Annotated in this window: 20 protein-coding genes and 1 pseudogene; 9 read left to right on the forward strand and 12 right to left on the reverse strand. The window is 70.7% G+C overall.

Translation table 11 applies throughout. The features are described 5' to 3' along the window. Window positions 1-139: 139 nt before the first annotated feature. The 5 genes and pseudogenes from AB0M95_RS14275 (at window position 140) to AB0M95_RS14295 (ending at window position 4,956) form a co-directional block, all read left to right on the forward strand. On the forward strand, window positions 140-1,081 hold the full coding sequence (locus AB0M95_RS14275) for a LysR substrate-binding domain-containing protein (RefSeq protein ID WP_363763603.1): 942 nt from the start codon (window positions 140-142) through the stop codon (window positions 1,079-1,081). Window positions 1,082-1,089: 8 nt separating this feature from the next. After that, window positions 1,090-1,212: pseudogene (locus AB0M95_RS14280) on the forward strand (response regulator); the annotation flags it as partial. A 228-nt stretch (window positions 1,213-1,440) separates the two neighbouring features. Next, window positions 1,441-2,256 (forward strand): hypothetical protein, encoded by an 816-nt coding sequence (locus AB0M95_RS14285; RefSeq protein ID WP_358519403.1) that lies wholly within the window; start codon window positions 1,441-1,443, stop codon window positions 2,254-2,256. Window positions 2,257-2,266: 10 nt separating this feature from the next. Next, window positions 2,267-4,174, forward strand: coding sequence for a fumarate reductase/succinate dehydrogenase flavoprotein subunit (locus AB0M95_RS14290; RefSeq protein ID WP_358519401.1), 1,908 nt, complete (start codon window positions 2,267-2,269; stop codon window positions 4,172-4,174). Beyond that, window positions 4,174-4,956 carry a succinate dehydrogenase/fumarate reductase iron-sulfur subunit gene (locus AB0M95_RS14295; RefSeq protein WP_358519399.1) on the forward strand — a complete coding sequence of 261 codons (783 nt, stop codon included), beginning with the start codon at window positions 4,174-4,176 and terminating at the stop codon, window positions 4,954-4,956. The genes AB0M95_RS14290 and AB0M95_RS14295 overlap by 1 nt, the downstream gene beginning before the upstream one ends. Before the next feature lie 124 nt (window positions 4,957-5,080). On the opposite strand, the gene AB0M95_RS14300 is transcribed toward AB0M95_RS14295, so the two are convergent. From AB0M95_RS14300 to AB0M95_RS14355, 12 genes are all read right to left on the reverse strand, one after another. After that, complete coding sequence (locus AB0M95_RS14300; RefSeq protein WP_363763608.1) at window positions 5,081-6,229, reverse strand: hypothetical protein; 1,149 nt, start codon at window positions 6,227-6,229, stop codon at window positions 5,081-5,083. A gap of 167 nt (window positions 6,230-6,396) precedes the next feature. Further along, the gene (locus tag AB0M95_RS14305; protein WP_363763611.1) at window positions 6,397-8,550 is read right to left on the reverse strand and encodes a hypothetical protein; all 2,154 of its coding nucleotides are present in this window, start codon (window positions 8,548-8,550) and stop codon (window positions 6,397-6,399) included. Between the two features lie 114 nt (window positions 8,551-8,664). Then, window positions 8,665-9,054, reverse strand: coding sequence for a (deoxy)nucleoside triphosphate pyrophosphohydrolase (locus tag AB0M95_RS14310; protein WP_363763614.1), 390 nt, complete (start codon window positions 9,052-9,054; stop codon window positions 8,665-8,667). Between the two features lie 80 nt (window positions 9,055-9,134). Then, complete coding sequence (locus AB0M95_RS14315) at window positions 9,135-10,220, reverse strand: bifunctional lytic transglycosylase/C40 family peptidase (protein ID WP_363763617.1); 1,086 nt, start codon at window positions 10,218-10,220, stop codon at window positions 9,135-9,137. Continuing rightward, a complete protein-coding gene (locus AB0M95_RS14320; RefSeq protein ID WP_363763620.1) occupies window positions 10,217-10,861 on the reverse strand; it encodes a hypothetical protein in 645 nt (214 codons plus the stop codon). The genes AB0M95_RS14315 and AB0M95_RS14320 overlap by 4 nt, the downstream gene beginning before the upstream one ends. 2 nt (window positions 10,862-10,863) lie before the next feature. After that, window positions 10,864-13,455 (reverse strand): type IV secretion system protein, encoded by a 2,592-nt coding sequence (locus AB0M95_RS14325; RefSeq protein WP_363763623.1) that lies wholly within the window; start codon window positions 13,453-13,455, stop codon window positions 10,864-10,866. A 53-nt stretch (window positions 13,456-13,508) separates the two neighbouring features. Continuing rightward, a complete protein-coding gene (locus AB0M95_RS14330; RefSeq protein WP_358519380.1) occupies window positions 13,509-15,992 on the reverse strand; it encodes an ATP-binding protein in 2,484 nt (827 codons plus the stop codon). Window positions 15,993-16,047: 55 nt separating this feature from the next. Next, window positions 16,048-18,855: a TcpE family conjugal transfer membrane protein gene (locus AB0M95_RS14335; RefSeq protein WP_363763626.1), complete on the reverse strand. Its 2,808-nt coding sequence runs from the start codon at window positions 18,853-18,855 to the stop codon at window positions 16,048-16,050. Window positions 18,856-18,893: 38 nt separating this feature from the next. Further along, a complete protein-coding gene (locus AB0M95_RS14340; RefSeq protein WP_363763657.1) occupies window positions 18,894-19,157 on the reverse strand; it encodes a hypothetical protein in 264 nt (87 codons plus the stop codon). Between the two features lie 130 nt (window positions 19,158-19,287). After that, window positions 19,288-20,214, reverse strand: a complete 927-nt coding sequence (locus AB0M95_RS14345; RefSeq protein WP_363763629.1) for a conjugal transfer protein — start codon at window positions 20,212-20,214, stop codon at window positions 19,288-19,290. A gap of 746 nt (window positions 20,215-20,960) precedes the next feature. Further along, window positions 20,961-23,177 (reverse strand): transglycosylase domain-containing protein, encoded by a 2,217-nt coding sequence (locus tag AB0M95_RS14350; protein WP_363763632.1) that lies wholly within the window; start codon window positions 23,175-23,177, stop codon window positions 20,961-20,963. Window positions 23,178-23,400: 223 nt separating this feature from the next. Then, window positions 23,401-24,606 carry a helix-turn-helix transcriptional regulator gene (locus tag AB0M95_RS14355; protein ID WP_363763635.1) on the reverse strand — a complete coding sequence of 402 codons (1,206 nt, stop codon included), beginning with the start codon at window positions 24,604-24,606 and terminating at the stop codon, window positions 23,401-23,403. A 230-nt stretch (window positions 24,607-24,836) separates the two neighbouring features. Here AB0M95_RS14355 and AB0M95_RS14360 point away from each other — a divergent pair, with 230 nt between their 5' ends. The 4 genes from AB0M95_RS14360 to AB0M95_RS14375 are packed head-to-tail and all read left to right on the forward strand — an operon-like array spanning window position 24,837 to window position 26,258. Beyond that, window positions 24,837-25,250 carry a hypothetical protein gene (locus AB0M95_RS14360; RefSeq protein ID WP_363763636.1) on the forward strand — a complete coding sequence of 138 codons (414 nt, stop codon included), beginning with the start codon at window positions 24,837-24,839 and terminating at the stop codon, window positions 25,248-25,250. Continuing rightward, complete coding sequence (locus AB0M95_RS14365; protein ID WP_363763639.1) at window positions 25,247-25,549, forward strand: hypothetical protein; 303 nt, start codon at window positions 25,247-25,249, stop codon at window positions 25,547-25,549. The genes AB0M95_RS14360 and AB0M95_RS14365 overlap by 4 nt, the downstream gene beginning before the upstream one ends. Further along, window positions 25,546-25,968 (forward strand): hypothetical protein, encoded by a 423-nt coding sequence (locus tag AB0M95_RS14370; protein ID WP_363763642.1) that lies wholly within the window; start codon window positions 25,546-25,548, stop codon window positions 25,966-25,968. The genes AB0M95_RS14365 and AB0M95_RS14370 overlap by 4 nt, the downstream gene beginning before the upstream one ends. Then, the gene (locus tag AB0M95_RS14375) at window positions 25,965-26,258 is read left to right on the forward strand and encodes a hypothetical protein (protein ID WP_363763645.1); all 294 of its coding nucleotides are present in this window, start codon (window positions 25,965-25,967) and stop codon (window positions 26,256-26,258) included. Before AB0M95_RS14370 ends, AB0M95_RS14375 begins: the two co-directional genes overlap by 4 nt. Window positions 26,259-26,773 lie beyond the last annotated feature (515 nt).

The following is a 26,773-nucleotide window of genomic DNA, read 5'->3' on the forward strand; positions in this document are numbered from 1 at the left end:
GGGAAACTCACGATGCGGGCGTCGGCGAGACCGGAGGAGACGCACGATGCGGTGGCGGCCGGGCCGGAGGAGGCTCACCGTGCGGGCGGCGATGAGGCCGGGGAAGATCGACGGAAACGGCCACCGTACGCTGTGAATCGTGCAGCTCCAGCAACTCGCCTCGTTCGTCGCTGTGGCGGAGACCGCACATTTCACACACGCCGCCGAACGCATGCGGCTGGCCCAGCCGTCCCTGAGCAAGCAGATCAAGGCGCTGGAGACCGAGCTCGGCGCGCCCCTGTTCAGCCGCGCCCGGGGCAACGTGACCCTCACCCCGGCGGGTGAGGCGCTGCTCCCCCTGGCCCGGCGCATGCTGGCCGACGCCGAAACCGCCCGCCGCGAGGTGGCCGAGCTGGCGGGGCTGCGCCGGGGACGGGTGCGGCTGGGCGCGACCCCTTCCCTGTGCGCGGGGCTGCTGGCCGAGGCGCTGGCCCGTTTCCACCGGGACTATCCCGGGATCGACCTGCTGGTCGAGGAGGGCGGCTCGCGGGACCTGGTGCGGGATCTGGCGCGCGGCGGGCTCGACCTGGCCCTGATCATCCTGCCGTTGCAGAGCAGCGATCCGTCCCTGGTCACCCAGGAGATCCTGCGGGAGAACCTCGTGGTGGCCTCCCCGACCGGGGTGGGCGGGCGCAGGCCGTACTTCAGGATCGAGGAGTTGCGCGGGCGGCCGATGGTGATGTTCCGCCGGGGGTACGACCTGCGCGAGGCGACGCTGAACGCCTGCCGCCAGGCCGGGTTCGAGCCGCGCTTCGCCGTCGAGGGCGGCGAGATGGACGCGGTGCTGCGCTTCGTGGAGGCGGGGCTGGGGGTGGCGGTGGTGCCGTCGATGGTGCTCGACGGGCGGCCGGGGCTGTCGGGCACTCCACTCGCCCCGCCGGGGCTTCGTCGCGCGATAGCGCTCGCTCGGCGCAAGGACGTGGAGCCCACCCGGGCGGCGCACGCCTTCCGCGCCACGTTGCTCTCCTACCTGTCCGAGGCCGCGGAGGAGGGGTCGTTGCCGCAGGGTGTCGAGCTGGCGAGACCTCAGGCGGACGCGTGACGCGGGGCCTCCACGCCAACGCCTACGTCGCCAAGCCGGTCGACTTCGACCAGTTCATTCGCGTGGTCCGCCGGATCGACGACTTCTTCATGAGAGTCGTTAAACTGCCAAGAGGTGGACAGCGTTCCTGACGGATTCACGAGCCTGACAGCGACGTGACGGGAATCACACGAGGTCAGTCGAAAAAGTGAGTGACCCTGTCCACACGCGGGGTTCCAGCCGTCGTAACGTAGCCCGCACCGGCCACGCGCGCGGCTGCGTCCGGCGCGGAGCACACGCGCGCGGCACCCCAGCCAAGTTGAAAGCCCGGACCCTCGCCCCTCAGGCGGCAAAGGCCGGGGAAGGTGGAGAGTTCTCCCATGACCCAGACAACGGCCGGTCGTCCGACCGGCGAACCGGCGCAAAGGAAGCAACGGGCGCAGATCGCGGCCCGCACCCTGCGCACGGATCGATGGTGGCTGGCCCCCGCCATCACATTCGCGGCGTTGGCGTCGTTCCTCGTCTACGGACTCTGGGCGATCTTCGACAAGAGCTACTTCGTCGAACCCTACATCGCCCCATTCTCGTCGCCCTGCCTGGCGACGTCGTGTCCGGAAGGCGCGCGGTTCCTCGGCCTCGCCCCCTTCGGCGACTGGTGGACGTTGCCGCCCGGCATTTTGATCCTCGGCCTGCCGGCCGGTTTCCGTCTCACCTGTTACTACTACCGCAAGGGTTACTATCGCGCGTTCTGGCTCTCGCCGCCCGCGTGCGCGGTGGCCGAGCCGCACAAGAAGTACACCGGTGAGACGCGCCTGCCGCTGATCATCCAGAACATCCACCGCTACTTCTTCTACGGCGCGGTGCTGATCGCCATTGTGCTGACGTGGGACGCCGTGCTGGCCCTGCGGGACGAGCACGGCGCGTGGGGTCATTTCGGGCTCGGAACGGCCATCCTGTGGATCAACGTGGTGCTGATCTGGTCGTACACCCTGAGCTGCCACTCCTGCCGACACATCACGGCCGGCCGGCTCAACCACTTCTCCAAGCACCCCCTGCGCTACAAGATGTGGACCTTCGTCTCGAAGCTGAACCGCCGCCACATGCTGCTCGCCTGGCTGTCCATGTACTCGGTCATGCTGGCCGACCTGTACGTGCGGCTGGTCGCCAAGGGCATCGTCAACTTCCCGCTCGCTTAAGGATCATCCAGTGGAAATCGAGCGTCACGAATACGACGTCGTCGTCATCGGAGCCGGCGGCGCGGGGCTCCGGGCGGCGATCGAGGCCCGCCAGCAGGGCAAGCGCACGGCGATCGTCTGCAAGTCGCTGTTCGGCAAGGCCCACACGGTCATGGCCGAGGGCGGCGCCGCCGCCGCGATGGGCAACGTCAACCCCGCCGACAACTGGATGGTGCACTTCCGTGACACCATGCGCGGCGGCAAGTTCCTCAACAACTGGCGCATGGCCGAACTGCACGCCAAGGAGGCGCCGGACCGCGTCTGGGAGCTGGAGGCCTGGGGCGCGCTGTTCGACCGCACCAAGGACGGCAAGATCAGCCAGCGCAACTTCGGCGGCCACGAGTACCCGCGCCTGGCCCACGTCGGCGACCGCACCGGCCTGGAGCTGATCCGCACGCTCCAGCAGCGGGTCGTCGCCCTCCAGCAGGAGGACGAGAAGCTGCACGGCGACCCCGAGGCCTACATCCGGGTCTTCGCCGAGTGCACGATCACCAAGCTGCTGAAGGAAGGCCCCGCCGAGGACGCCGCGATCAGCGGCGCGTTCGGCTACTGGCGCGAGACCGGCCGCCTGATCTGCTTCGACGCGCCCGCGGTGGTCCTCGCCACCGGCGGCATCGGCAAGTCCTATGTCGTGACCTCCAACTCCTGGGAGTACACCGGGGACGGGCACGCGCTGGCGCTGCTGGCCGGGGCCAAGCTGATCAACATGGAGTTCATCCAGTTCCACCCGACCGGCATGGTGTGGCCGCCGTCGGTGCGCGGCATCCTCGTCACCGAGTCCGTCCGCGGCGACGGCGGGGTGCTGCGCAACTCCGAGGGCAAGCGGTTCATGTTCGACTACATCCCCGAGGTGTTCAAGGACAAGTACGCCACCACCGAGGAGGAAGCGGACCGCTGGTACGACGACCAGGCCAACAACCGCCGTCCTCCGGAGCTGCTGCCGCGCGACGAGGTCGCCCGCGCGATCAACTCCGAGGTGAAGGCCGGGCGCAACTCCCCGCACGGCGGCGTGTTCCTGGACGTGTCGAGCCGCCTGCCCGCCGCCGAGATCGTCAAGCGGCTGCCGTCGATGCACCACCAGTTCAAGGAGCTGGCCGACGTCGACATCACCGCCGAGCCCATGGAGGTCGGCCCGACCTGCCACTACATCATGGGCGGCGTGGAGGTCGACGCCGACACCGCCGTGTCCTCGGTCCCGGGCCTGTTCGCGGCCGGTGAGGTGTCGGGCGGCATGCACGGCTCCAACCGCCTCGGCGGCAACTCCCTGTCCGACCTGCTGGTGTTCGGCCGCCGGGCCGGCGCGGGCGCGGCGGAGTACGTCGACGGGCTCGCGGCGCGTCCCGTCACGCCAGAGGAGACGCTGCGCGACGCCGAGGACGAGGCCGTGGCCCCGCTCTCGCGGAGCGGCGGCGAGAACCCGTACGAGGTCCACCACGAGCTCCAGCGCACGATGAACGACCTCGTGGGCATCATCCGCAAGGCGGAGGAGGTCAAGGAGGCGCTGGAGGTCGTCGAGAAGCTCAAGGAGCGCGCGGCCGGCGCCGGCGCCCCGGGCGGGCGCATCTACAACCCCGGCTGGCACCTCGCGATCGACCTGCGCAACATGCTGCTGGTCTCCGAGTGCGTCGCGCGCGCCGCGCTGCTGCGCCAGGAGAGCCGCGGCGGGCACACCCGCGACGACTACCCGGCGATGTCGGCCGAGTGGCGGCGCAAGCTGCTGCGCTGCGGGCTCACCCCCGCCGGCGAGGTCACCGTCGAGGAGCGCGAGCAGACCACCATGCGGCCGGACCTGCTCAGCTTGTTCGACCGGGCGGAGATCAGCAAGTACGTCACCGCCGACGAGCTGGCGGACTACGACGCCCTGGTGAAGGAGTCCTGATGGGATACAAGGCCAAGTTCCGCGTCTGGCGCGGCGAGGGCGGCGAGGGCAAGTTGGAGGACTTCACCGTCGAGGTGAACGAGGGCGAGGTCGTGCTCGACGTCATCCACCGCCTGCAGGCCACGCAGGCGCCCGACCTCGCGGTCCGCTGGAACTGCAAGGCGGGCAAGTGCGGGTCGTGCTCGATGGAGATCAACGGCAAGCCGCGCCTCGGCTGCATGACGCGCATGTCGACGTTCACCGAGGACGAGACGATCACCGTCACGCCGATGCGGACGTTCCCCGTCATCAAGGACCTGGTGACGGACGTCTCGTTCAACTACCAGAAGGCGCGCGAGATCCCCTCGTTCACCCCGCCGGACAACGTCAAGCCCGGCGAGTACCGCATGCAGCAGATCGACGTCGAGCGGAGCCAGGAGTTCCGCAAGTGCATCGAGTGCTTCATGTGCAACAACGTCTGCCACGTGATCCGCGACCACGAGGAGAACAAGCCGGCCTTCGCCGGGCCGCGCTTCCTCATGCGGATCGCCGAGCTGGACATGCACCCGTACGACGTGGCCGACCGCAAGGACTCCGCGCAGGAGGAGCACGGCCTCGGCTACTGCAACATCACCAAGTGCTGCACCGAGGTGTGCCCCGAGCACATCAAGATCACTGACAACGCGCTGATCCCGATGAAGGAGCGCGTCGTCGACCGCAGGTACGACCCGCTGGTGTGGCTCGGCAACAAGATCTTCAAGCGGCCGGGCTCCCAGAGCTCGTCCGGGTCCAAGACGAGCTGAGACGGGCCTCTCCACACGAGACGGGCCGCCGTCCGTACACAACGTACGGGCGGCGGCCCTTCGCTATATGCGGCCCTTCGCTTTGCGGCGGGCCTTCGCTTTGTGCGGGCCGGACGGGTGGCCGTCAGGAGGAGCGGCCGCGCCAGAAGCGGCCGAGGGGACCGCGGCCCTGTTTGCCGTCCGGCAGCGGGCCCTGGAGCGTCCGCTTCTCGTCCCCGGGGAACTGCCCGGGAAGGACGACCACTGAGCGCGGCGCGGACGCCGTGGGAGGCGTCTGGCCGCCCGGAGCGGGCATCGTGGCCGTCGCGTCGCCCGCGACCGGCTGGGGGGCGGAGGGGTCGCCCTGGACGTGCGGCCACGGCTCGGCCTGGCCGGCCTGCGGCGCCGTCTGACCGGGGGCCGTCGGGTCACCCTGCTGGTGGACGCCGTACGGGTCCTGGTAGCCGGGAGGCGGCGAACTCGGGTAGCCGTGCACCGGTACGAAGCTGACGACCGGCGCGTACGTCGTGCCCCCGTGGTAGATCGGGTAGGGCGGCACGGGGTAGCCGTAGTAGTCGTCGCCGCGGTGGCGGCCCCGCGCGCGGGGACCCACCGTGCGGATGGCCGCGGCGTGCGCCATCCGGCGGATGCGGCCCTCGAAGATCAGCACGCCGAGCATCACCAGCACGGCGAGCAGCACGCCCGGGATGGCGAGTTTCCTGCTCAGCGTGATCTGGTCGTACTCGGGAGCGGCGCGGCGGATCACGACCGGCACCGAGTCGGGCGTCGGGTCCTCGAACGCCAGGTTCGTCGTCGTGTCCGGTGGGGTCGCCGGGGGCGTCGTCGCCGGGGGCAGGTTCACCTGAGGATCGGCCGCGGGCGTTTCCACCGGCGGCGGGGTCGTCTCCACCAGCGGCGGGCTGGTCGGGATCGTCGGCGTGGTGGGGAACGTGTCCTGCGTGGGAGGCGGCGCGATCGGAGAGGTCTTGCTCCCCGACGGAGTCGGCTTGGGGGTCTTCGTGGGGGACTTGGCCGGCTTGGGGGTGACGGTGTGCGTCTTGGTCACCGTCGGGTCCGGGCTCTCCGTGATCGTCACCGTCACGGTCGGCTCGGGCCCGGGGTTCGACGAATCCGGCAGGTCGGTGATCGTCGGGTCCGTCGGCTCGACCACCTGCGTGGGCTCGGCCCGTACGACCTGCGCGGCGTTGGCCCGATTGGAGGTCAAGGGCGCCGCGGCCAATACCACGGCGCCCGTCAACCCCAGCGAGGCGACGACCGCGGACACGGTCGTCACTCGCGCGCGTCCATTCACCGCTTGCCCTCCGCCTGACTGAGCGTTGCCGTACCAAGAGGAATCCTAGTTTGGCAAAACTAACAGTAACGGGCGTTTGGCGACACTCTTCCTACGCGGTGTCCGATCTTCGCGCCTTGTTTCCTCCGTTTTCCCGGCGTGTTTCGCGCCTACATGACGTGTGACCTGCGCGCCCTGCGGTGCCGCAGCCGCAGTTGCAGGGCCAGCGCGATCAGCAGCAGGGCCACCGCGACCACGGCGGCGGGCAGACCGCGGCCCATCTCGAAGTCCTCGTGGTCCGCACTCGCCATCAGGTCCTGCTTGTCCGGGCGGATCTCCTGCGGCAACGGCGCGCCGAGCGGGACCGCCGCCTGGACCTGTCCGGGAGCCGGGACCTCGGCCGCCGGCACACCCACCCCGGGGATCTGGCCCGGCACACCCACCCCGGGGACCTGACCCGGCGCGCCCACCTGTCCGGGGACGGGGGGCTTCGCCGCCGCCTGGACGGACGGGGCGGGCTGGCCGGGGACGGCGCCGGGCGCGAGCACGCCCGCGGGCTGCTGGGCCTGCCCGGGAGCCGGGGTGATCGCGGGCGCCGCCGGGGCCTGCGGCAGCGCGGCGGGCAACTTGGCCGTGACCGGAGGCGCCGCCGGCGGGACCGGGGCGGGCGCCGGGACGGGCATCGGCATCGGCATCGGCGCGGCGGCCGGCGCCGGGGCGTGCACCCCCGCCGGCGTGGCGGGCGCGCCGGGCGCCGGATGCGGGACCGCGGTGTCCTTCGCCTTGGCGACGTGCTTGGCGGGCTGCTTGACCTTGGCCTTGGCGTCCGTCTGCTTGCCAAGGATCACTGTGCCCAGGGGCGCGGCAGGAGCGGACACGGCCGTTCCGGGCTTGGCGGGCGCGCCGGCCACCGGCTTCGGCGACGCGCTGGTCGCAGGCTTCGGGATCGCGCTGGTCGTCGACCGCGGGACCGCGGCGGTGAAGGGCTTCTGCGCGGCGACCGGCTTCTGGCCCGGGAAGATCGGGGCGACGGCGAGCGCGCCCTGCCCTGGAGCCCCGGCGACGTCCGGAGTGCCCTGAGCCACCGGGACCGGGTCGGTCCCCGTGTTCTGGAACGGCACGACGACCGTGGCCGGAAGGGGCTTGGGCGCCGTGGCGGGGACGGGCTTGACGGCCTTGACCTCGCCGTCCTCCACGACCGCCTTGGCCGGCGCCGTCACCCCGAACTGGTCCGGATCGGCCGTCGACGGGGTCTTCGCGGGCCCCACGTCCACGGTGACGGCGTCCGCGCCGCTCGGATGCGGCTTGCCCGGGACGCCGCCGATCGCGGCCACCCCCTTGGCGCCGTCGATCGGGACGGGTCCCCCGGTCGGGGACGGACGCCCGCCGGAGCCGTCCGCGTGGAAGTCCCGTCCGAGGCCGCCCTTGAGCGCGGTGTTGAAGAGGGAGTCGATGCCCGTGCCGGTGTCGCCGTCGTCGGTCGTGTCCGTGAGCTCGTCCTCGTCGTCCGTGCCGGCGATGCCGGCGATGCCGATGCCGGTTCCGGTTCCCGTGTCGGTGGTCTCGTCCCCCGTGGTCGCCACGGGGCCGGGGCCCGCCACCACGCCCCCGCCCGCGTTGGCCACCGCGCCGGTGCCGGTGCCCGTGTCTCCGATGTCGCCGATGTCGCCGATGTCGTCGCCGGTGGTCCCGCGCGGCGTCGTCACGGCCCCGGACGGCTGGACGGCCGCCTTCTGCGTCTCCGCCTTCTGCGCGTCCGCCTCGGGATCGCCGGCCGCGTTCTTGACGTTCCCGACGTTCGCGAGCTTCTCGACGTTCTCGGCGTTCCCGTCCTTCTCCACCTGCTCGGCATTCTCGACAGGGAGCCTGACGTCGGCCGTGCGCCGGATCCACTGCACGCCGACCGGATCGTGCATGTGGGCGATGGCGCTGACGCCGACCTCCTGGGCCTCGCGGGGCACCCGCATCGCCACGTCGACGGTCTTGCCGTCCGTGACCTGGTCGAACTCGCAGATGCGCAGGCGCGGGGCCGGCTTGGCGGGCGTCGCCTCGCGGTCCTCGCAGCTCACGAGGGCCGGGGCGTCCGCCGGGGTCATGGCCACCGCCAGGCGGGTGCGCGGAGCCGGGCCGTCGAACCTGACTCGGAAGTGCAGGACATCGCCCGTGTGGATCGTCCTCTGCTGCCCGTTCTGGGTGCCCGTCACCAGCCGCACGCTGAGCTTGGCGCCGGTCGAATCCGGCGGGCCCTCCGGCACCTGCTCGGCTGCGGCCGCCGTCACGGCGGATCCGCCCCCGCCCAGGATCAGCGCTCCGGTGCCCACCATGGACACCACCCGGGCACGTTGCCACCAACCGGCCACTACAGCCCCCCGTTCCCCGATACGGTACGCGACAAACTCGTCACGTTGTGTAGCTGTTATCTCACATCGTGCCGGGTCTCAACCCTCGGGGATCAGATCTTGTACAGCCTGGACGATGGGGAGGTCGGCGGGCAACCACGGGATGTCGAAGAGTTCGTCACGGGTCATCCAGCGCAACGCCAAGTGCTCGTGGGGGTGCGGGTCGCCGGACACAAGCCGGGCGAACCACGCGCGCAGGACATACCCCGGGCCGAGCGGCCAGTCGCCGCCCACCTTCGCCCCGACGGCGATCTCGACGCCCAGTTCCTCGCGGCACTCGCGGATCAGCGCCTCCTCGTCGGTCTCCCCGGGGTCGACCTTGCCCCCGGGGAACTCCCAGCCCCCCGCGGTGGCCGGGGGGCGCGCCCGCTGGGCCGCGAGAAGCCTGCCCCCGTCGACGATGATCGCCGCCACAACAATCGTCTCCATGCGGGTAAAGACTAAGGAGTCCACGTCCATCTCCGCCGCCGGACGCCCCGGCGTCGCGCCAGGCGACCGGAATGACCGATCTATGTAAGGCCGAGTCGCTTGAGCTGTTCTATGACGGTCGGGTTCTCCAGCGGGCGGGTGTAGCCGACGATGTTGGGACGGTCACGGTAGGTGGAGATCTTGATCGGGCCGCAGAGCGTGCACCTGGCCTCGATCATCTTGCCCGGTGACACCACCATGCCGACGTGACCGGGGTTGTTGGCCGACGTGCCGGGCCCGGCGTTGAAGAACACCAGGTCGCCCGCCTGCTCCGACCCCCTGGCGACCTTCGCGCCGAAGGGCCACTGGCCGAAGGTCGTCCGGGGGATCGACAACCCGGCCGCGCGGTAGGCCATGTAGATGATGCCCGAGCAGTCGTAGCCGTGCGGCCCCGTCCCGCCCCAGATGTACGGCTTGCCGCGCTGCGCCAGGGCGTACTCCATGATCTTCTTGACGATGTCCGTCGGCGCCGCGTCCACCAGCGGCGGGTCGCACTGGGGGTCGTCCTCCGGCGGCACCTCCAGCGTGCCGTCGGTGGCGTACCGGCGGGCGATCTGGAGCACCTGCTCGACGTACCACATCGCGTGGTTGTAGACGAACAGCGCGCGGGTCAGGTCGCCGGGGGCGCCGTTGCGCTTGAGCATCTTGGCCGCGCCCAGGATCGCGTCCGCGGGGTTGTAGACGTCGGCCCAGCCGTCCTCGTCGCCGTCGGAGGCGTACCCGTTGAACTTCGACGAGACCTTGATCTTGGACTGGCCGCCCCACGTGCTGATCAGGAACTGCATCGGCCCGGCGGCGCCCGCGTAGTTCGTCCCGCTCTTCACCCCCGGCAGGTTCGAGCGCCCGTGGTCGGTCTCCCGCTTGCCGACGGCGGCCAGGACGGTCCACTGCACGCCGGTCTTCTTGCCCCACTTCTTGTAGAGCTCCAGGTACTCCGCTGGGATGTCCGACTGCGCGGTGTTCGAGACGTTCGTCACCTGCATCGTGTCGTCATTGCAGTCCTGCGCTCCGCCGCCCGCGCCGAGGAACGACGGGAACGTGCTCATGAGCATGGGTGCCATCACCAGGGTCACCAGCAAGACCCCGGCGAGCCCCACCATCAGGGCGATACGTGCACGGGAGCTCACTCCACCGTCCCCCCGCCGGGGTCGCCGTCCTGTCCCGCGTCCGCGGGCTGCATGTCGTAGACGCGCCACTGGTCGCCCACCTGGGTGAGCGTGATCGCGTAGTCGGCGTCGCTCTCGCGCGTGCCGCTCTTGGCGGTGATGCGCTGGACGGCGGTCACCACGAAGACGACCGACCCGCTCGCGATGTCACGGATCGTCTTCAGCCGCGCCGAGCCCGCGGACACCACCTGGTCGGCACGGTTCTGCTCGACCGTGGCGGGCGAGGTCACGTCCCTGGTGAGGATCACCCCGAGGTCCGGCGTCGTGTAGCCCTTCAGGCGCTCTGCGTACGAGGCCGGATCCTCGTCCCAGCGGTACGTGGCGTAGGAGACCGCGAACCGCTGGGCCGCGTCCGCCGCCTGCGCGATCTGGTTCTTCGACAGCGGCAGGTAGGAGTAGATGTCGAAATTTCCGGACTTGACCGGGGGCGCGGTGCCCTCGGTCACGGGCGTACCCGGGGCCGTGCTGGACACGGCCCCGGGAGGTGGAACGGCCTCGCCGGAGCCCCCGGCCGGCCGCATGGACAGATAGATGCCGACGGCCGCGAGTGCGACGACGACGCCGGCGAAAACGAACTTTCGCCGGTCGTTGACCTGCGCCATCGTCAGTCCTTGTCGCCGTCTGCCGGTCGCAGCCAGAACGGCGCGTCCTCACCGCGCCCGGCGTCCGAGCGCGGGGGAAGCCACAGCGGCGGGGCCTCGTCCGACCCCGAGCGCTCTCCCGACAGCCAGCCGGACCCGCGGTCGCCGTTGCCCGACGAACCGAAGATGCTGGTGGCCGAACGCGACGACCCACCGCCGGACGATCCGCGTGACGACCCGCCCGAGGAGCCCCGCGAGGAGCCGCCGGACGAGCCGCGGTTCGACGACGACCCGCCACCACCGCCACCGCCTCCGCCGAGGATGCCGCGGGGGCCTCCCGCCGTCGAGCGCGGAGCCCGCGGCTCGGAGCCCTCCGACCGGCGCGAGCCGCCCGAGGAGCCGTTGGACGAGCCTCCGGAGGACCCTCCCGAGCCCGAGGACCCGGGCCGCGAGGCCCAGCCGCCGCCGGACCCGCCGCCGAACCAGCTCCCCGCCGAACCCGCGCTGCCCGAGCCCGAGCCGGTGCTCGTCCGCGTGGCCGGACGGGAACCGGCGGCGCCGGGAGCGCCTCCGGAACGCGCGGGCGTGCCCGGCGCTCCGCCGCCTGAACGCCCGTTGAGGTTGAGGGGCGGGGCCGCGCCGGGACGCGGGACGGCGGCGCCGCGGCCGGTGGCCTTGCGGCGCACCCCCGCCTGCGCGTCGGCGTCCAGCGGCGCCGGCTGGGCGCCCACGGGCACGCGGGTGCCGGTCTGCTGCGTGGCGCCCGGCGTGACCTCCTGGTCGCGCACGCGGGCCTGGGACACCGACGCGGCCGTGGCCGCCGCCCCCGTACCCGCTCCCGCGGCCCCGGCCATCGCCGCGGCGTTCATGATGGGCTCGGCCTTGCGCAGGCCCCAGCGGCCCATGCGCGCCGCCGCCACCGGGGGAAGCGCGTTCGTCGCCCGCGACAGCGTGGGCGCGGACGCCGCCTCGCCGAGCATCCGGGTCGTGAGCGTGTGCCCGTCCATTCTGGCGAACAGGTGCTGGAAGGGACGCCGGTAGAAGAACACGGCGATCGTCAGCAACGCGATGAACATGATCTGCATGCCCCAGGGCAGGGCCGTGGAGATGATCAGCGCGTACCCGTACACCAGCACGCCGAGGACCAAGGCGAGGACCGCCTGGCGCAGCAGCGTGCCGATGAGCATCTCGACCCAGCGCATGGCGATGATGCGCCCCGAGCCGGGGTGGACGCCGATCAGCAGGAACACCGGGCCGAGGATCAGCAGCAGCAGGAAGCCGACCTTGAGCGCGATGAGCGAGACGGCCACCAGGAAGATCAGCACGCCCGCGACCATGGCCGCCATCAGTGCGCCGATCGCGATGCCGAGCCGACTCGTCCAGTCCTTGCCCTGGAAGAGGAAGAACAGCGGCGTGTTCTCCAGCGGCTTGGCGATCTCCTGCTCGTAGCGCGCCTGATGCGCGCCGCTGGTCATCTGCTGCCCGGAGTTCTGCTCCTGGACGTCCGTGGCCTGGATGTCCAGCAGCTTGACGCCCAAGCTCGCCACGACCTTGGGATCGGCGGTGCCGAACTCGCCCATCAGCCACGGCTTGCAGACCAGCGTGGACCACAGCGCGTCCGCGTTCTGGTCGACCCCCGGGACGCCGCTCTGGCCGTAGCCGCCGGGCCCTGCCTTGGGGTTGGTCTCTCCCTTGAGCGGCAGGCAGGAGGCGCCGCCCGCCCCGGGCAGCCCGCTGAACGCCGAGTTCACGACCTCGGTGGTCCTGTCGGTGACGGCCTTGCCGAGACCGGTGAAGTCGCCGGGACGGCTGAAGAACCACACGGCGACCGTCACGGCGAGGATCATCCAGATGACGCCCTCGGCGGTGGTGCTGGCGCGCTTGCGGATCAGCCCGTACCAGGCCAGCCAGACCGCCCCCAGCAGGATGACCACCCGCAGGTAGGGCCAGTACATGGCGTTGGCGAGGTTCGTGACGATGTCGTCGACGACGTCCTTGATGGACTGGAGCGGTCCTTCCGTGGCCGCGGCCTGGTAGGTCGAGATGGTCATCCGGTCGATGGTCTTGGCCCAGAGGAAGACCGTGTTGGCCCACGCGTTGCCGAGGACGGCGGTCACGTCCGTGCAGCCGAGCTGGTAGGTGTGCCAGAACAGGCCCGACATGCCGTACCGCTCGTAGTTGGTGGCCGGATTCGACGCGGCCTGGGACGTCGTACCGGTCGCCGCGCCCGGCGGCAGCGTCTCGGTCGAGGGCGCGCCCGTGACGGCCCCGGGGATCTCCGCCGGGGGCGGCTTGACCAGGCCGTCCATGCCGGCGCCCACGATCTCGGGCGCCAGGTCCGGGGACAGGTCGCACGGGCCCGCCGCGCCCGCCACGGTCGGCGAGAACGCGATCGGCACCACGACGACGCCGACGAGGATCGCCAGCACGACCAGCGCCCTGCGCCGCAGCCGCGCGCCACGACTTCTCTGCTTACGTGCCCGCCTGGTCGGCGTGACCGGCGCGGCCAGCCCGGCCGCCCGCGCCGCCCTGGCCGAAGCGATCCGCCCGGCCATCTCATCCATCCGGTCCTGGATCGCCCGGATCACCCGGCCCGCGACGGCCGCTCCGCTCACCTTCCGACGCCCCTCGCCGACGCCGGCCCGCCCCTCACTCCGCCCACGATGTCTCATGACCGCACCTCCTGCGCAGCCGCCGACCTACTCGCTCGCCCACGAGGATCATGCACGCTCTCGCCGGGTTTGTCGTGGGTCGGATTCGTGTCCAGCCACCGAAGCAACTCCTCGGAGATGAGATCGACGCCGATGCGCCCGGCCCGTCCGTCCAGGTCGCGGAAGATGCACTCGCCGTTGCCGAGCGCCCGCAGCGCGCCCTTGTGCTCCTCGGACGGTTCCACGCCGAGCAGCGCCATCACGCTGTCGACCTCGGTGCGCTCGGTGGACCGGAAGGCGAACACCGAGGACAGGCAGTTGGTGACCTGCTCGTTCAGCAGGTCACCCGCGTTCTGTGAGACCAGCACCAGCGCCGTGTTCCTCGACCGGCCCATGCGCGAGACCTCGGGCACCAGCTTGGCGCCCTCGGGCGTGGAGGTGATCGCCCACGCCTCGTCCAGGAAGATCGCCTTCGGCGCCCGGCGGTCCAGACCGTTCATCAGCCGCCGCGCGAACTGCGACACCAGGTACAGCAGCGCCACCGACAGCCGCTGCTCGTAGGAGTAGTCGTCCCGGACGGTCGTGACGTCGGGCAGGGTCAGGCCGCCGAGGGTGAACACCGTCGTCCAGCCCTCGGTGTCGATCTGGTCGCCGCCGGAGGCGTCGAAGCACAGCCGCGCCAGGTGCATCTCGGCCATCGACCGCAGCACCGCGCCGAGGTTCTTGGACGCGGGGTCCTCGGCCTGCTCCAGGTGGTCGACGACCTTGCCCAGCGAGGGGTCCACCCCGTTGGAGACCGTGGACACGGCCTGGATCATCGCCGACTCGCGCTCCTCCGACATGCGCGGCAGCAGCAGGCGCAGCGTCTCGGTCGCCATCGTCTTCTTCGCGGCGATGTCGTCGCCGAAGGAGAACGGGTCCAGCAGGCCCGGCGCCGCCGAACCCAGCGGGATGATGCGCGCCTTGCGTCCGCGTTTCTGCAGGAGCTGCACCAGCGACTCGGCGTCCCCCTTGGGGTCGATGACCGCGACCGTCACCCCACGCAGCGCCATCTGGTAGATCAGCAGCAGCGCGAGCGTGGTCTTGCCGCCGCCCGGCTCGCCGGTGATCGCGATGGCCGTCGGACGGTTGCGCGTCGCCGCGACCAGCGGGTCGAAGTGGACGATCGACCGGGCACGGCCCAGCGTCTCACCGATGTACGGCCCCGCCCACCCGGCCCCGCTCTCGTCGATGCGGTCGCCGAGGTCGACGGTCGCCGTGGCCATGCCGCCCGCGATCGTCCGCAACGGCTGCCGCTGGGCGTACGCGTTGACGCGCACCCGCTCGCCGGGCAGCGCCTCGCAGAACAGCGAGAACTGGTCGCCCGTCGAGTTGACGATGTCGATGCCCATGTCGCGGTAGTGCTCCACCACGGCCTCGACCCGCTGCAGACACATCTCCTCGGTCGGCGCGGCCACGATCAGCCGGTGCCAGCCGTACACGAACGGCAGGCGCTCCTTGGTGATGCCGTGCTCCAGCATGCGGGCGGCGTCGATCTGCTCGGCCAGCGCGATCGGCGCCTCCGCCCCCGCCTCGCGGATGTGGATGTCCATGTCCCGCGCGTGGGCCAGCTTGCGCGCGACGTCCTTGCTCGCCTTGACCGGCGGGATGAGGCGCATCCGCGAGCTGACCTCGACCGGAAACGGTAACTGGTCGATGAAGTGCAGCCACGGCTCGCCGTCCGGGAACGGCATCAGGTCCGGGAACCGGGCGAACGACAGGTGCGCGACGTAGGAGTCGCCGCCGGGCTGCTCGATGCGCAGGAACGAGCGGCCGTTGTGGATCTGCCCCTCGACCAGCGACTCGATCTCGCCCTCCCCCCACCTCCTGGACGGCGTCGCCGACGACGGCGGGTCGCCGAGCGAGCCGGACGCGGCGTGCCGGAACAGCCACGCGATCTCGCCGGAGGACGCGTGGCGGGCGTACAGGGCGCTGGAGCCGAGGGCCCGGCCGAGACGCTCGGCCTGGTCGGTCCACTTGGCGATCTCGCTCGCCGGGACGTGGTCGTCCTCCAGCCCGAGCGCCGCCTCGCTGCGCTGGTAGAAGCCGAACAGCTGGCCGAACACGCCCGTGCCGAGCTGGGCGCCGCGCGGGCCGAGCCGCACGCCGACGTAGACCTCCTTGGTCCAGAAGTCCTTCGCCCAGACGTGCCGGTACATGTCTTCCAGGTAGTCGCGCCAGCCCTCCCCCTCGTCGGAGGTGGCGTTCAGCGCCATCGCCCACTCGGCGGCCGGGTACGCCCGGTGCGCCACCCGCAGGTGCACCTCGGCGTCGGACATGCGGATCGCGGCCAGCGCGATGGTGATGTTGGTGGCGAGGGCCTCGCGCTCCTCGGCGGTGACGAACTCGTAGCTCACCGTCGGAAGCCGGAAATACGCCCATGCGGATGAGTCGGTGAGAAGGATCCGATCGTCGAAATACCGTACGGCCAGCCTGCTCCTCGACCGCGACGACCGGCCCATCAGGCCGCCCGTTCCCCGGTTCGCCGCACGGCTCGCCGCAGGGTTCGCTGCAAGGTCACTGCGCCACTTCCTCCTCGCTCGGGCGGCTCGCCGCCGCCAGCCCGCTTGCCACGACACCCGCCAGGGCCACGTACGCCCTGCGCCCACCGGCCCGCAACTGGGACGGCTCCGCCGGCCCGGGACGCCCGGGGGCCAGCTCGTCCTCCCACGGGATGCGGACGATCGCGCGGCACCGGCCGCGGGCGACCGCCTCCGCCTGCTCCACGCCCGCCATGCTCCGGCGGCTGACCCCGTTGATCACCATGACGGACCGCCGCCTCAGGTCGGCGGAGGTCTGCCCGTCCAGCCAGTCGAAGGTCATCGCCACCGCGTCCGAGGCGTCCTCGCTGGCTGGCGCGACCAGGATGAGCTGGTCGGCGTACGCGAGCATGCGCGCCGCCACCGCCGCCGCCGGGTCCACCAGGATCAGGCGGTAGTGCCGGTCGAGCACGCGCATCGCCTGCGCCAGCCGCTCATCGGAGAACAGCCTGCGGTCGGCCAGCCTGCGCGCCGCGCCCGCGTCCGCGTCGGAGCCGACGACCTCCAGGCCGGACTCGCAGCGGGTCGTGTACGCGCGCATGCTCAGGTATCCGCTCACGCCGTCCAGGCCCGCCATCAGCGAGGTCAGCGACTCGGGCGAGTCGGCGTGGATGCGGCCGGTCAGGGTGTTGTCGCCGGTGTTGGCGTCCACCGCCAGCACGCGGTCCTCGCGGTAGCGGGCCAAGGTGTGGCCCAGCATCAGCGTGGTCGTGGTCTGGCCCGCGCCGCCGGTGCACCCGAGCACGACGACGCGGCGGCTGCCGTTCAGCACGGTGCGCGCCCGCGCCTCGTCGGCCTCGATGCCGTCGTTACGGCTCGGCGCGCCACCGCCGACCACCACCTGCGCCAGCCTCCGCCAGCCACCGGACTGCTCACGTCCCACGACGGACTCGACGCGCCGCACCCGCGGCTCGTCCCCCGGCCGGGGTACCGGAACGGGCAGCGACGGCACCGCCGGATCGCCCGTCCCGGGAACCGCCCGAATCGACAACGGCGGCGCCACCTGCTCGCGCCCGGCAGCGCCCCGCACAGGCGCCCTCGTCCCGGGTGCGGCCTCGGGACGGGCGGGCCGGGAGGCGGCGAGCCCCCGGCCTCCCTCGCGCGGAGTCGCCGCGCGCGGCGGCTGCCCCTTGCGGTGCTGCTCCCGCCCCTCACTCGCGAGGCCACCGGCACGAGCCCGTGACGCCTCGGCGGGAACGGCTCCCGGCGTCTCGGAACCGCCGAGCGTCTCCGCGGCACGCTGCTCGCCGGTGCTCTCGGCGCGGACATCCGCGTCCGTGGACTTCGTCCGAGCCTGGACATCGGCCGGGTCGTTCCCCCCGGCTTGGGCATCCGACGGGAGGTTCGATCCGACTCGGACATTCGACGGGACGTTCGGTCCGACCTCGACGTCCGACTCGTCATTCGACCGCCGGCCGGAGGCAGGCTCACCAGTGCCGGTGGACGCCGGGCGGTCGTGGCCGAGGGTGGGCCACTCGTGGGACGCCATGCGCTCCGACGCACCCGCACCGGCGCCCGCCGAACTGCGGCCAGGGGCGGCGTCCCTGTTCTCGGCGGACGCCGCGAGCCTGCGCAGACGGCGAAGCGCCTCGGTGCCGATCGGCGCGGGGGCCGACGAGGCGGCGTCCGTACCGGAGCCCGCCTCGGCCCCGGCCTCGGCGGACGGACCAGACGAAGCAGGAGAAGTGCTGGAACCACTCGTCGGCAGCGGAGGGAGGGTCATCGGCGCGGGGGGAAGCCCCGGGCGCGCCGGAGGAGGAACGACCGTCCGCTCGGGAGCCGACTTGGACAGACCCCTGGCGGGCTTGGCGACTTCGGGGGCCGACTTGGACAGACCTCTGCCGGGCTTGGCGGCCTCGGGGGCCGACGTCGACAGACCCGTGGACGGCTTGGACGGCTCCGCGGCGGGCGTCTCGGCCTCCGCGGCGGGCCGGGGCGCGACCGTCCTCGGCAGGTCGACGAGGCGGTCGGGCTTCGGCGGCAGGCCGTGACGTTCCCGGGCCGGCCCCTCCCGGCCAGGGCTCGGCGGCAGGGCGGGGATCGCGGCGTCGGGCTGGACGGCCGTACCGCCCCTGGCACGCCCGGACGCCCGGCCCCGCACGCTCGGCATGAGCGCGGGCGCCTCGGCCCCGGGCAGCGTGGTCACCGCGGCGGCCGCGGCGGCCACCGCCGGGCGCACCTCACCGGGAACCGGCCGCGCGTCGCCGGACACGGACCGGACCTCGCCCGGCACGAGGGCGTCGCCCCGCTTGACGGACGGAACCTGCCGCGCCGAACCGAACGCCTCCAGCGGCCGACGACGAGGAGCCGTGTGCTTGGGCTTCGCCCGGGTGCCACGCCGCGACTTGGACCCGGACCTGGCCCCCGCCGTGGACGCGGACTTCACGCTCGCGGCGGCGACGGCCCGCGCGGCCCCCGGCGCCGTCCGCCACACCTTGGCGGTGAACGTGATCTCGTCGGGCTCCTCGGCCGGCGCCAGGCGGCACCAGGTCTTGGGCTCGCCGAGGTAGCGCAACTGCGACTGGAGCAGTTCGTTGAGGCGCTTGCTCTCGATGACCGGCCGCGTGGACAGCCAGGTCACGATTCCCGGAGGCACGAGGTAGACGACGTGCCACGGCGCCTCGAACGGAACCCCGACGACCGCCAGGAGGACCGACCACGGGACCAGCACTCCCAGGAAAACACCGATCCAGACGATCGGAAGCGGCATCGGCAGCCGGAGGTCGTACAGCTTGTAGAGCCGCTTCTCAATTCGCCAGATATTGGTATAGGTAGGCAGGTCCACCCGATCCTCCTCTCCCAGTCACAGCCACACGATCTCGCTCACTTGATGCCGAGCGCCCCCGCGATGGCCTTGGCCGTCACCTCGATGACGTTGGGCACGTAGAAGATCACTCCGATCGCGACCGCCAGAATGATGAACTGGACGAATCTGGTGATCTCCCGCGTGAAGAGGAAGAAAATCGCCACGACGGACACCACGACGAGGAACAGCGGGGCGAAGAACTTTCGCAGGAACTCCGCGAGGCCCTCCGTGTTGACCCCACCTGTCGGCGTTGCCGGCGCCGTCGGCGCGAGAGCCTCCAGCGCGTTCTCGACGATGACTTTAAGAATCAACTTCCGTCCTCCTGCTTGTGGTCGCGCCGGGCGGTCCGCGAGGCGGTCCCGCGTCGTCGCGTTACCTTCTCCGCTCCCTCGCTCGTCATGGCTCCCGGCCTCATCCTGTGGACCGGGTCGCGCCGCGGATGTCCTTGATGTACCAGTTGTCGCCTTGCTTCTCGACGGTGAGCCGGTAGGCCTGCTCCAGGCCCGCGGACTGCCCGCCGGCGCCGGCCGTCGCGGCCGGCGAGGCGGTGGTGGTCGTCGGCATGCCCCACACGACGACCGCGGTGATCTCGCGGCTGGTGCCCCCTGGCGGAACCGTGACGCTCTTCAGCTCGGACAAGGTGAGCTTGTTGCCGAAGCCTTCCAGCGTCACACCCTGGACGACATATCGCTGCAATTGGGTGGCGTCGCCTTGCGCGTACGCCCTGAAGAAGCCCTCGAGTTGCGGGCGCAGCTCCGCTTCGGCGGTTTCGTCGTGTTCAGGCCCGGCGACCTGGGGAAGCCCGGCGGGACCGCCGGCCGGCAGCAGGGCGGGCTCACCGGAGACCACGAAACTGCCGCCAGAGGTGTAAACAGGGACGGATAGCTTCCAGCGCTGCGGGCCCGATTGGGCGAAAACGGTCACGACCGCATTTTGCGCGTCCTGCACCTCTATGTCCGCTAGCTGAAAAGTTCCGGCGGACATTCTGCCAACACCATTCCATCCCAATTGGCGGTCGGCCGCACCTTCGGGAAGAAACGGCTTCAATCGCTCAGCGCGGTCGTCCGGCTTCGCACCGTCGAAGTTGAGATAGGCGTTCGCGAACTGGCTGACGAACGCCGTCGCCTCCTTCTCGGGGAAGCCGGAGCCCGTCGGGGTGGCCGCCATGCTCGCCGGCGTGTCCGACTGGGTCATCCGCTCGATGACCGCGCGCACACCGTTGACCACGATCACGACGATCAGGGCCCACAGGATGATCCTGCCCGTCCAGACGAGCCACCGCCCGCCCCCACCGGACCAGCCGCCGCGGCGAACCGCGCTCCTGCCACGTGCCGGCACGCGCTCAGGATCCGGGTCGTAGGGCGAGGGAGGGTACGTCGAATGCTCGCTTTCGCCAGCGGTCCGCGGACCGTGCTGGACGTTTGACCTGCGAGCCATCACGCCTCCGCTCGCGCCGATCCCCCCGGCTGGCGCGCTCTCGTCTTACTATCGATCCCGTTATCCATGGTGAAGTATTCACACTTTAGCCGCCTCACCAATTGTTCCAGGAAAGCCACGCCCATGCTGCAGGCATCGCCGTAGCAGACCAAGTCGGTCTTCCTCCGGTTTCGGGAACGCGACCGCCCAGTTCACACGGCACACAGCGCCCGCGTCCGCACGCGAGCCACCATCGACCTCCGCGACAAAGTTCGCACTAGGGACAAAGCTCGCACCGGACATCAAAACACCATGAGCGCGGCATGCGATTACGGCATAACTCCTGCTCAACCGCCTAATCGCAGCGCGCGGGCCGATCCGCACCAAGCTCTCCGTGCTGCCGGTGCTGCCGGTACCGTACGTGAGCAGGAGATCACTTCGCGCGGGAACGGAGGCGCCGGGACCGGTCGCGAGACGGCGACACGTCCGCACGCACCGACCTCCCTTCCCGGGGCCGCCCGCGCGCGCACGACGCCGGACGGCCACACCCACGGCCGCCGACCCTCGCGGAGACGCACAACCGACCCAAACAAAGGAGAGTACGCGTCCCCGCGACCCCACCTGGATTACCTGACGGCCACGCCTTACTACCCGCGCAAACCGGCAGGTCAGGGAGTGCCCGCGAAGGGGTCGCCGCCACCCGTGCCGTCGCGACCGTTGGGGATGGTGAAGACGTTGGGGTCGCCGTCCCCGGCGTTGGGGTCGGGGGTGGACGGCGCGGGACGGCAGCTCTGGCCGCAACCGCCGAAGCGGTCCGCGTTGATCGCCGTGAACGGCGTCGGGTCGACGTTCTTCAGCGCGGCCAGCATCGTGTCCTTCCAGATCGGCCCCGGGATGCTCGCGCCGAACACCGACCCGTAATACCGGCCGCCGATCGTGACGCCGATCAGCTTGTGCTGCTGGGAGCCGCGCGGGTCGCCGATGCTGACCGCGCCCGCGAGATCCGGGGTGAACCCGGCGAACCACGCGCTGGCGTACGCGTCGGTGGTGCCGGTCTTGCCCGCCGCGTCGCGGCCGATGCCGCCCACCGACCGCATCGTGCCCTTGGTGAACACGCCGGACAGCACGTCGGCCGCCGCGTCGGCGACCTCCGGGTCGAGCGCCTGCTTACACTTCGGCTTGTACGTGGTGATCTTCCCATCCCTGTCGGTGATCTGGCTGATAGCCATGGGCGCGCAGTACTGGCCGCGGGCGCCGATCGCCGCGTACGCGGTGGCCACGGTGACCGGGTCCATCTCGTTGATGCCGAGCGTGAACGTCTCGTACTGCTGGAGCTTGCCTCCGTCGGAACGGTGGACGCCCAGCGACTGGGCGGTCTTGACCACGTCGCAGAGCCCGACGCGCTGCTCCAACTCCATGAAGAACGTGTTCACCGACTGCCAGGTGCCGGTCTGCAGGGTCTTCCAGCCGGGCGATCCCTCGTCGTTGGTGACGGTGTGGCTCGGGTCGCCGATGTTCTGGCCCTTGCAGTCCTTGAACGCCGAGTACCCCGAGGCGCGGAAGCCGGCCCCGGCGCTGATGCCGTCGTCGATCTTGTAGCCCTCGCTCAGGGCGGTGAGCAGCGTGAACGTCTTGAAGGTCGAACCCGCCTGGAAGCCGACGCCGCCGCCGTGCGCCGCGTCCGCCACCAGGTTGTAGGACATCTCGTTGCGGGCCCTGCTCCGGCCGTACTCGCGGCTGGCCGCCATGGCCTTGATCGCGCCGGTGCCCGGCTGGACGAGGGCCTCGGCCGCGACGGGGTTGTCGGAGGGGCTCACCCACTTCTTGATCGCCTTGTCCGCGGCGGCCTGCATGGACGGGTCGATCGTCGTCTTGATCGTCAGCCCGCCGCGGTTGAGAAACTGCCCGCGCGCCTTCGTGGTCGCGCCGAAGTCGAGGTTGTTCAGGATCTCGTTGCGGACGTAGATGCAGAAGTACGGATATTTGCTGGTCTCGCAGCCTCCGGGAAGCTTCGTGCCCTTGTAGCCGAGCTTGGCGCCCTTCGCCTGCGCCGCCTCCGCCGCGGTGATCTTGCCCAACTCGGCCATCCGGCCCAGGACGACGTTGCGCCGGTTCAGCAACCGCTCACGCTGCTTCCTGCCCAGGTTGGGGTCGGTTGCGTACGGGCTCTGAACGGCGCCCGCCAGCGTCGCCGCCTGCGGCAGGGTGAGGTCGTTCGCGCTGACACCGAAGAACCGCTTCGCCGCCGCCTCCACCCCGTACGCGCCCGCGCCGAAATAGGCGATGTTGAGGTACTTCGCCAGGATCTCGTCCTTGGTGTACTTCTGCTCGACCCCCATCGCGTACCGCAGTTCCTTGAGCTTGCGCGCGTAGCTCGCCTCGACCGCCTGGTTCTTCTCCTCCTGGGTGGAGGCGGAGTTCAGCAGCACCTGCTTGACGTACTGCTGCGTGATGCTCGACCCGCCCTGGCTCACCCCGCCGGACCGCAGGTTCGTGGCCAGCGCGCGCAGCGTGCCCTCCAGGTCGATCGCGCCGTGCTCGTAGAAGCGGTAGTCCTCGATCGAGACGATCGCCGTCCGCATGATCGGGGCGATCGCGTCCAGCCCGACGACCTGGCGGTACTGCTCGTAGAACCGCGCGATCTCTTTGCCCTTGGCGTCCTGGACGATCGAGACCTCGGCCGGCGGCGGCTCTGGCAGGTCCTCCGGTTTCAGGTCGATCTCGTTGGCCGCCGACACCAGGCCGAAGCCCGCGCCTCCGACCGTCGGCAGGGCGATCCCCGCCACCAGCACTCCCGCCGCCGCCCCAATGGCGACAAGCCGTCCGATCTTCGCCCCGGCCCCCGACCGATCCCGCAGCACAGCCTCTTCCTTGCCTTCGTCCATCAGAGATGATGAGGAAACACGACCATAGCTATAGATGTCTAATATCCTCATCAAGTTCGCACTGATATCGCCCCGCGCATCACCGCAGCTCAGCCCGCCAAAGGTTCTCACCTCAAGCCCAGGGACCTCACCTCCGAGCCTCGGCGGCATCTCCCGGCGACGACCCCCCGCTGACCTCAAGCCACGAGAGCAGAGACCGGAAGCTGGAACTACGCGTCCTCGGTTACCCCTGGCCTGAACGAGTAGGCGCATACAGTTCCCGGTATGCCTCGCGTAGCTCGCCGGAAGCAGACATACGCCGTGCTTCGATGGCGGCGATCACTTCACGGGCGCGCCAGTAGTTCGAGGGTACGAGCAGGCCACTGGTCACGGCCGTGAGCGTGAGCTGCCCTGCCTCGTCGAACTGCTCGGAGGCGAGGAGGGCCAGGGCCAAGTCCAGCCGCGCGCTCACCGCTCTGCGCGGACGTGGCGGGCCATCCGTGGTCGATTCCAGGCGCCTGATCACCTGCCGCGCGTACGGCTCGGCCGCCCGATCGCCGAGCCATGACAGGGTCGTCGCGATGTAGGCGTCGCTTTTCGCGGGGTCGTACTGGTAGTGGTGCTCGGGGCGCTCGGGCATCGGCAGCGGGGAGACCAACGCGGCGACGCGGTCGAGGGCGTCACGGGTCTCCGGTCCCGCGCCCAGACGCGCCCACACCCTGGCCTCCTGGGCGGTCGCCTGGATGTACGCCGAGCCTCCTCGCGGCGCGACCGTCTGCGCGCCCTGGGTCAAGGTCAGGGCCCGTCGGTAGTCGCCATTCGTGACGGCCTGCCACGCCTCGGTCTCCAGGCACCAAGCCGCGATCTCGGCGTGCTCGGCTTCCCGCGCCATCTGGGCGACCGTTCGAAGACGGGCTGTGGCGGCCGGGAACTGGCGCAGATCGACGTGGCATGTCGAGGCGAGCAGGGAGAGCCAGCCACCGACGACGAGCAGCCGCCGATGCTCGGAAAGAGTTTTACGAGCATCGATCAGGCGCGCGATGTAGGACAAGTGGCGGCGAACGCGTTCGAGGAGCTCCCCCGGTGGCGTACTCGGATAAGCCGTCGCCAGATCGTCAATGGCCAGTTCCAGCCTGGTCAGCGTCTCATTCCCGACATCGCTGGCAGCGACGCGCTCCGCGAACTCCAAAGCATCGATCTCATCATCGAAGGCGAAGCCCCCATCCCGCGTACCGGACGTAGCACCGGCCTGCACGAGCGCGACCAACTCGCCGCCCGCCTCCAACGCGCCGTCGATCCTCTGGGCCGCCTGAAGTGACGGGCATTTACGGTCATTTGCGACCTTTGACAAATAACCGACGTCGTAGTGGATCGTCTTGGCGAGCCCGCGCAGCGACATCCCGCGCTCGCCCATAAGGACTCGCATCCGCTCACCGAAGGTCATCGTCATGGCCTGTCCTGGGGGATCGACGGGTGTTGACCATGTTGACTCGCCACGGAGAGCAACAGGTCAACTCTGCCACGGTAACCGGCCGCCTGTTTGCATGGCAGCACGTCATGCGAATCGCTTGGCGGCCCCGGCCCGGTGCGGTAACACCGGGAACCCGGGGCCTTGATCAGGAATCGAGGTCCTGACCCATGCTTAAGACTAGGATCCGCTGGGGGGCCGATGCCCCGCCATTGCCGCTTGGTTGTCGCTGGTGCGGGCACCCGGCGTACGCGCACGACGCCTCCAGCCTGCCCCACCGCCGTCACCACCAGTGGGAGCAGCCGACGCCCGCCCAGATGCGCGCCCGTCTGGACGCGCGGCGGCGTCTCGGGCTGGGCGGCTCGCTGCCGGTGGCGGCCCCCGTACGTCCGCTGCGGCTGCACCCGCCCGCGGTTGCCCACCTGCCCAGGCACGCGCGGCCCCTGACGTCGGCCGTCCCGTTCGACCATGTCCGCTCCCCTGGCCCTGACCGCGACCGGTCCGCCGACTCCTACCAGCACGGGAAACACCGGCTTCAGCCGTACCAGCGCGACGAAGACCGCGTCCGGCCGTACGGGCGCGGCGAGGACCGAGTCCAGCCTCACGAGTTCGGGTCTGCCGCGTGAACCGCGAACCGGGGCGGCACCGGATCGGCGCGACGCCCGTACAGGTGGAGTCCCGGCGCTGGGATCCAGCCAAACGAGCCGCAGCCGCCCAACTCGACCAACTGGAGCCGGGCTGGTTCGTGTCCTACGGCGTGGGATGCCGCCGGTTCGTCGCCATCGCCCTCTGGCACGCACACGCCCCACTGCGCATCGAGGCCACCACCGTAGACGAACTACGCGAACTGATGCGCGAGGCCGAACTGGGTGCTCCTGCGGGGACGGTGAGCGGGTCGGGGGAACCGTGGGCGCGGGTGGCATGACCGGCCCGGACGCGCACGCCCCCGAACCTGTCCAGCCGGTGCGGGCCGCCGAAGGGGTCAAGGACGATTTGCGTGATCCGTACGGGTTCGGGCCAGCCGCGCGGATCTCGGCGGGCGGCTACTTCCCTCCCACCACCGGATGCCGGGCACCGGAAGGCCCGGAAGCCGCAGGGACCACCGGCGTCCCGGGTCAGGACCGCCGGTTGTACGCCGTGGCGCTGGTGATCGGGTCCATGACCAAACACGCCGTACCGTGGCCCGCCGCCGTCCCCCGTGCCGAGGCCACGGCGGCATGCGGCATCAAGGTCCGGGTCGCGGACATCTCCGGGTCGCGGGTCATATGGATGCCGGGCGTGCTGATGTGCCAGGACTGCGCAGCGGTCGTCACCGGCCGGGTACGGCGGGAGGGCACCGGATGACACCCCTCACGCCGACCGACGGCACCGCCGGGCACGGGCCGCACGTCCCCGAACCACAGCCCGACAGCGTCCCCATCGACTGGCAGCGCGCCGCTCAGGCCGAGTACGGGCGACGGTTAGTGCGCTGGACCTGCCAGTGCAAGCCGGTCGTGTACTACCTGATCACGGCAGGAGGGCACGGCCACATCGAACGCACCGCCCCCGGCCAGACAACCGCCCAAAGCCCCCCGCTGCGATATGCACCCCTCGCCGACCTGTGGGAACTGATCCTTCAAGGACGTGCCCGATGATGGCCCGCCGCCGTAACACCACCTGGCACGCCGAATTCCTGCGTCTGGTGGTGTTGCGTGCTGGGCAGTGAGTCACGCTGCCGATGACGCGGCCTGACCCGTGCACTCCATGCACGGTGAGGAGCTGCAAGCTCGACCTTCACTTCAGGGCCGAGAGGCTGACGTGGACAGGGACAACACGCCTGGCCAGTATCTCCTGACCGGCTCGGCCGACTTCTTATGGAAGATCAAGGAGGGCGGCAAGGCGCTGCCACTTCGCGCCCATTACTCGCACTTCGACGCGTCCGGCAGTTGGGTAAGGTCGTGTCACACCGAGTGGGAGAGGTTGCCGTATGGCCAGCGAGATCGTGATCGCGCAGCTTGATCCCAAGCGGTGAAGGCAATCGGGCTATTGGGATGATCGACAGATCGGGGAATTATGGGGAGAAGTCTTCTTCTCGTCGTCGCTGATCTTTTGACTTTGAGAGTCTCGACGGACTGAGCCACTTGGGGGAGTGGTCCGTGGGGGAACAGCG

Origin of the sequence: Sphaerisporangium sp. NPDC051017, assembly GCF_040683095.1 — a bacterium.
Lineage (GTDB): Bacteria > Actinomycetota > Actinomycetes > Streptosporangiales > Streptosporangiaceae > Sphaerisporangium.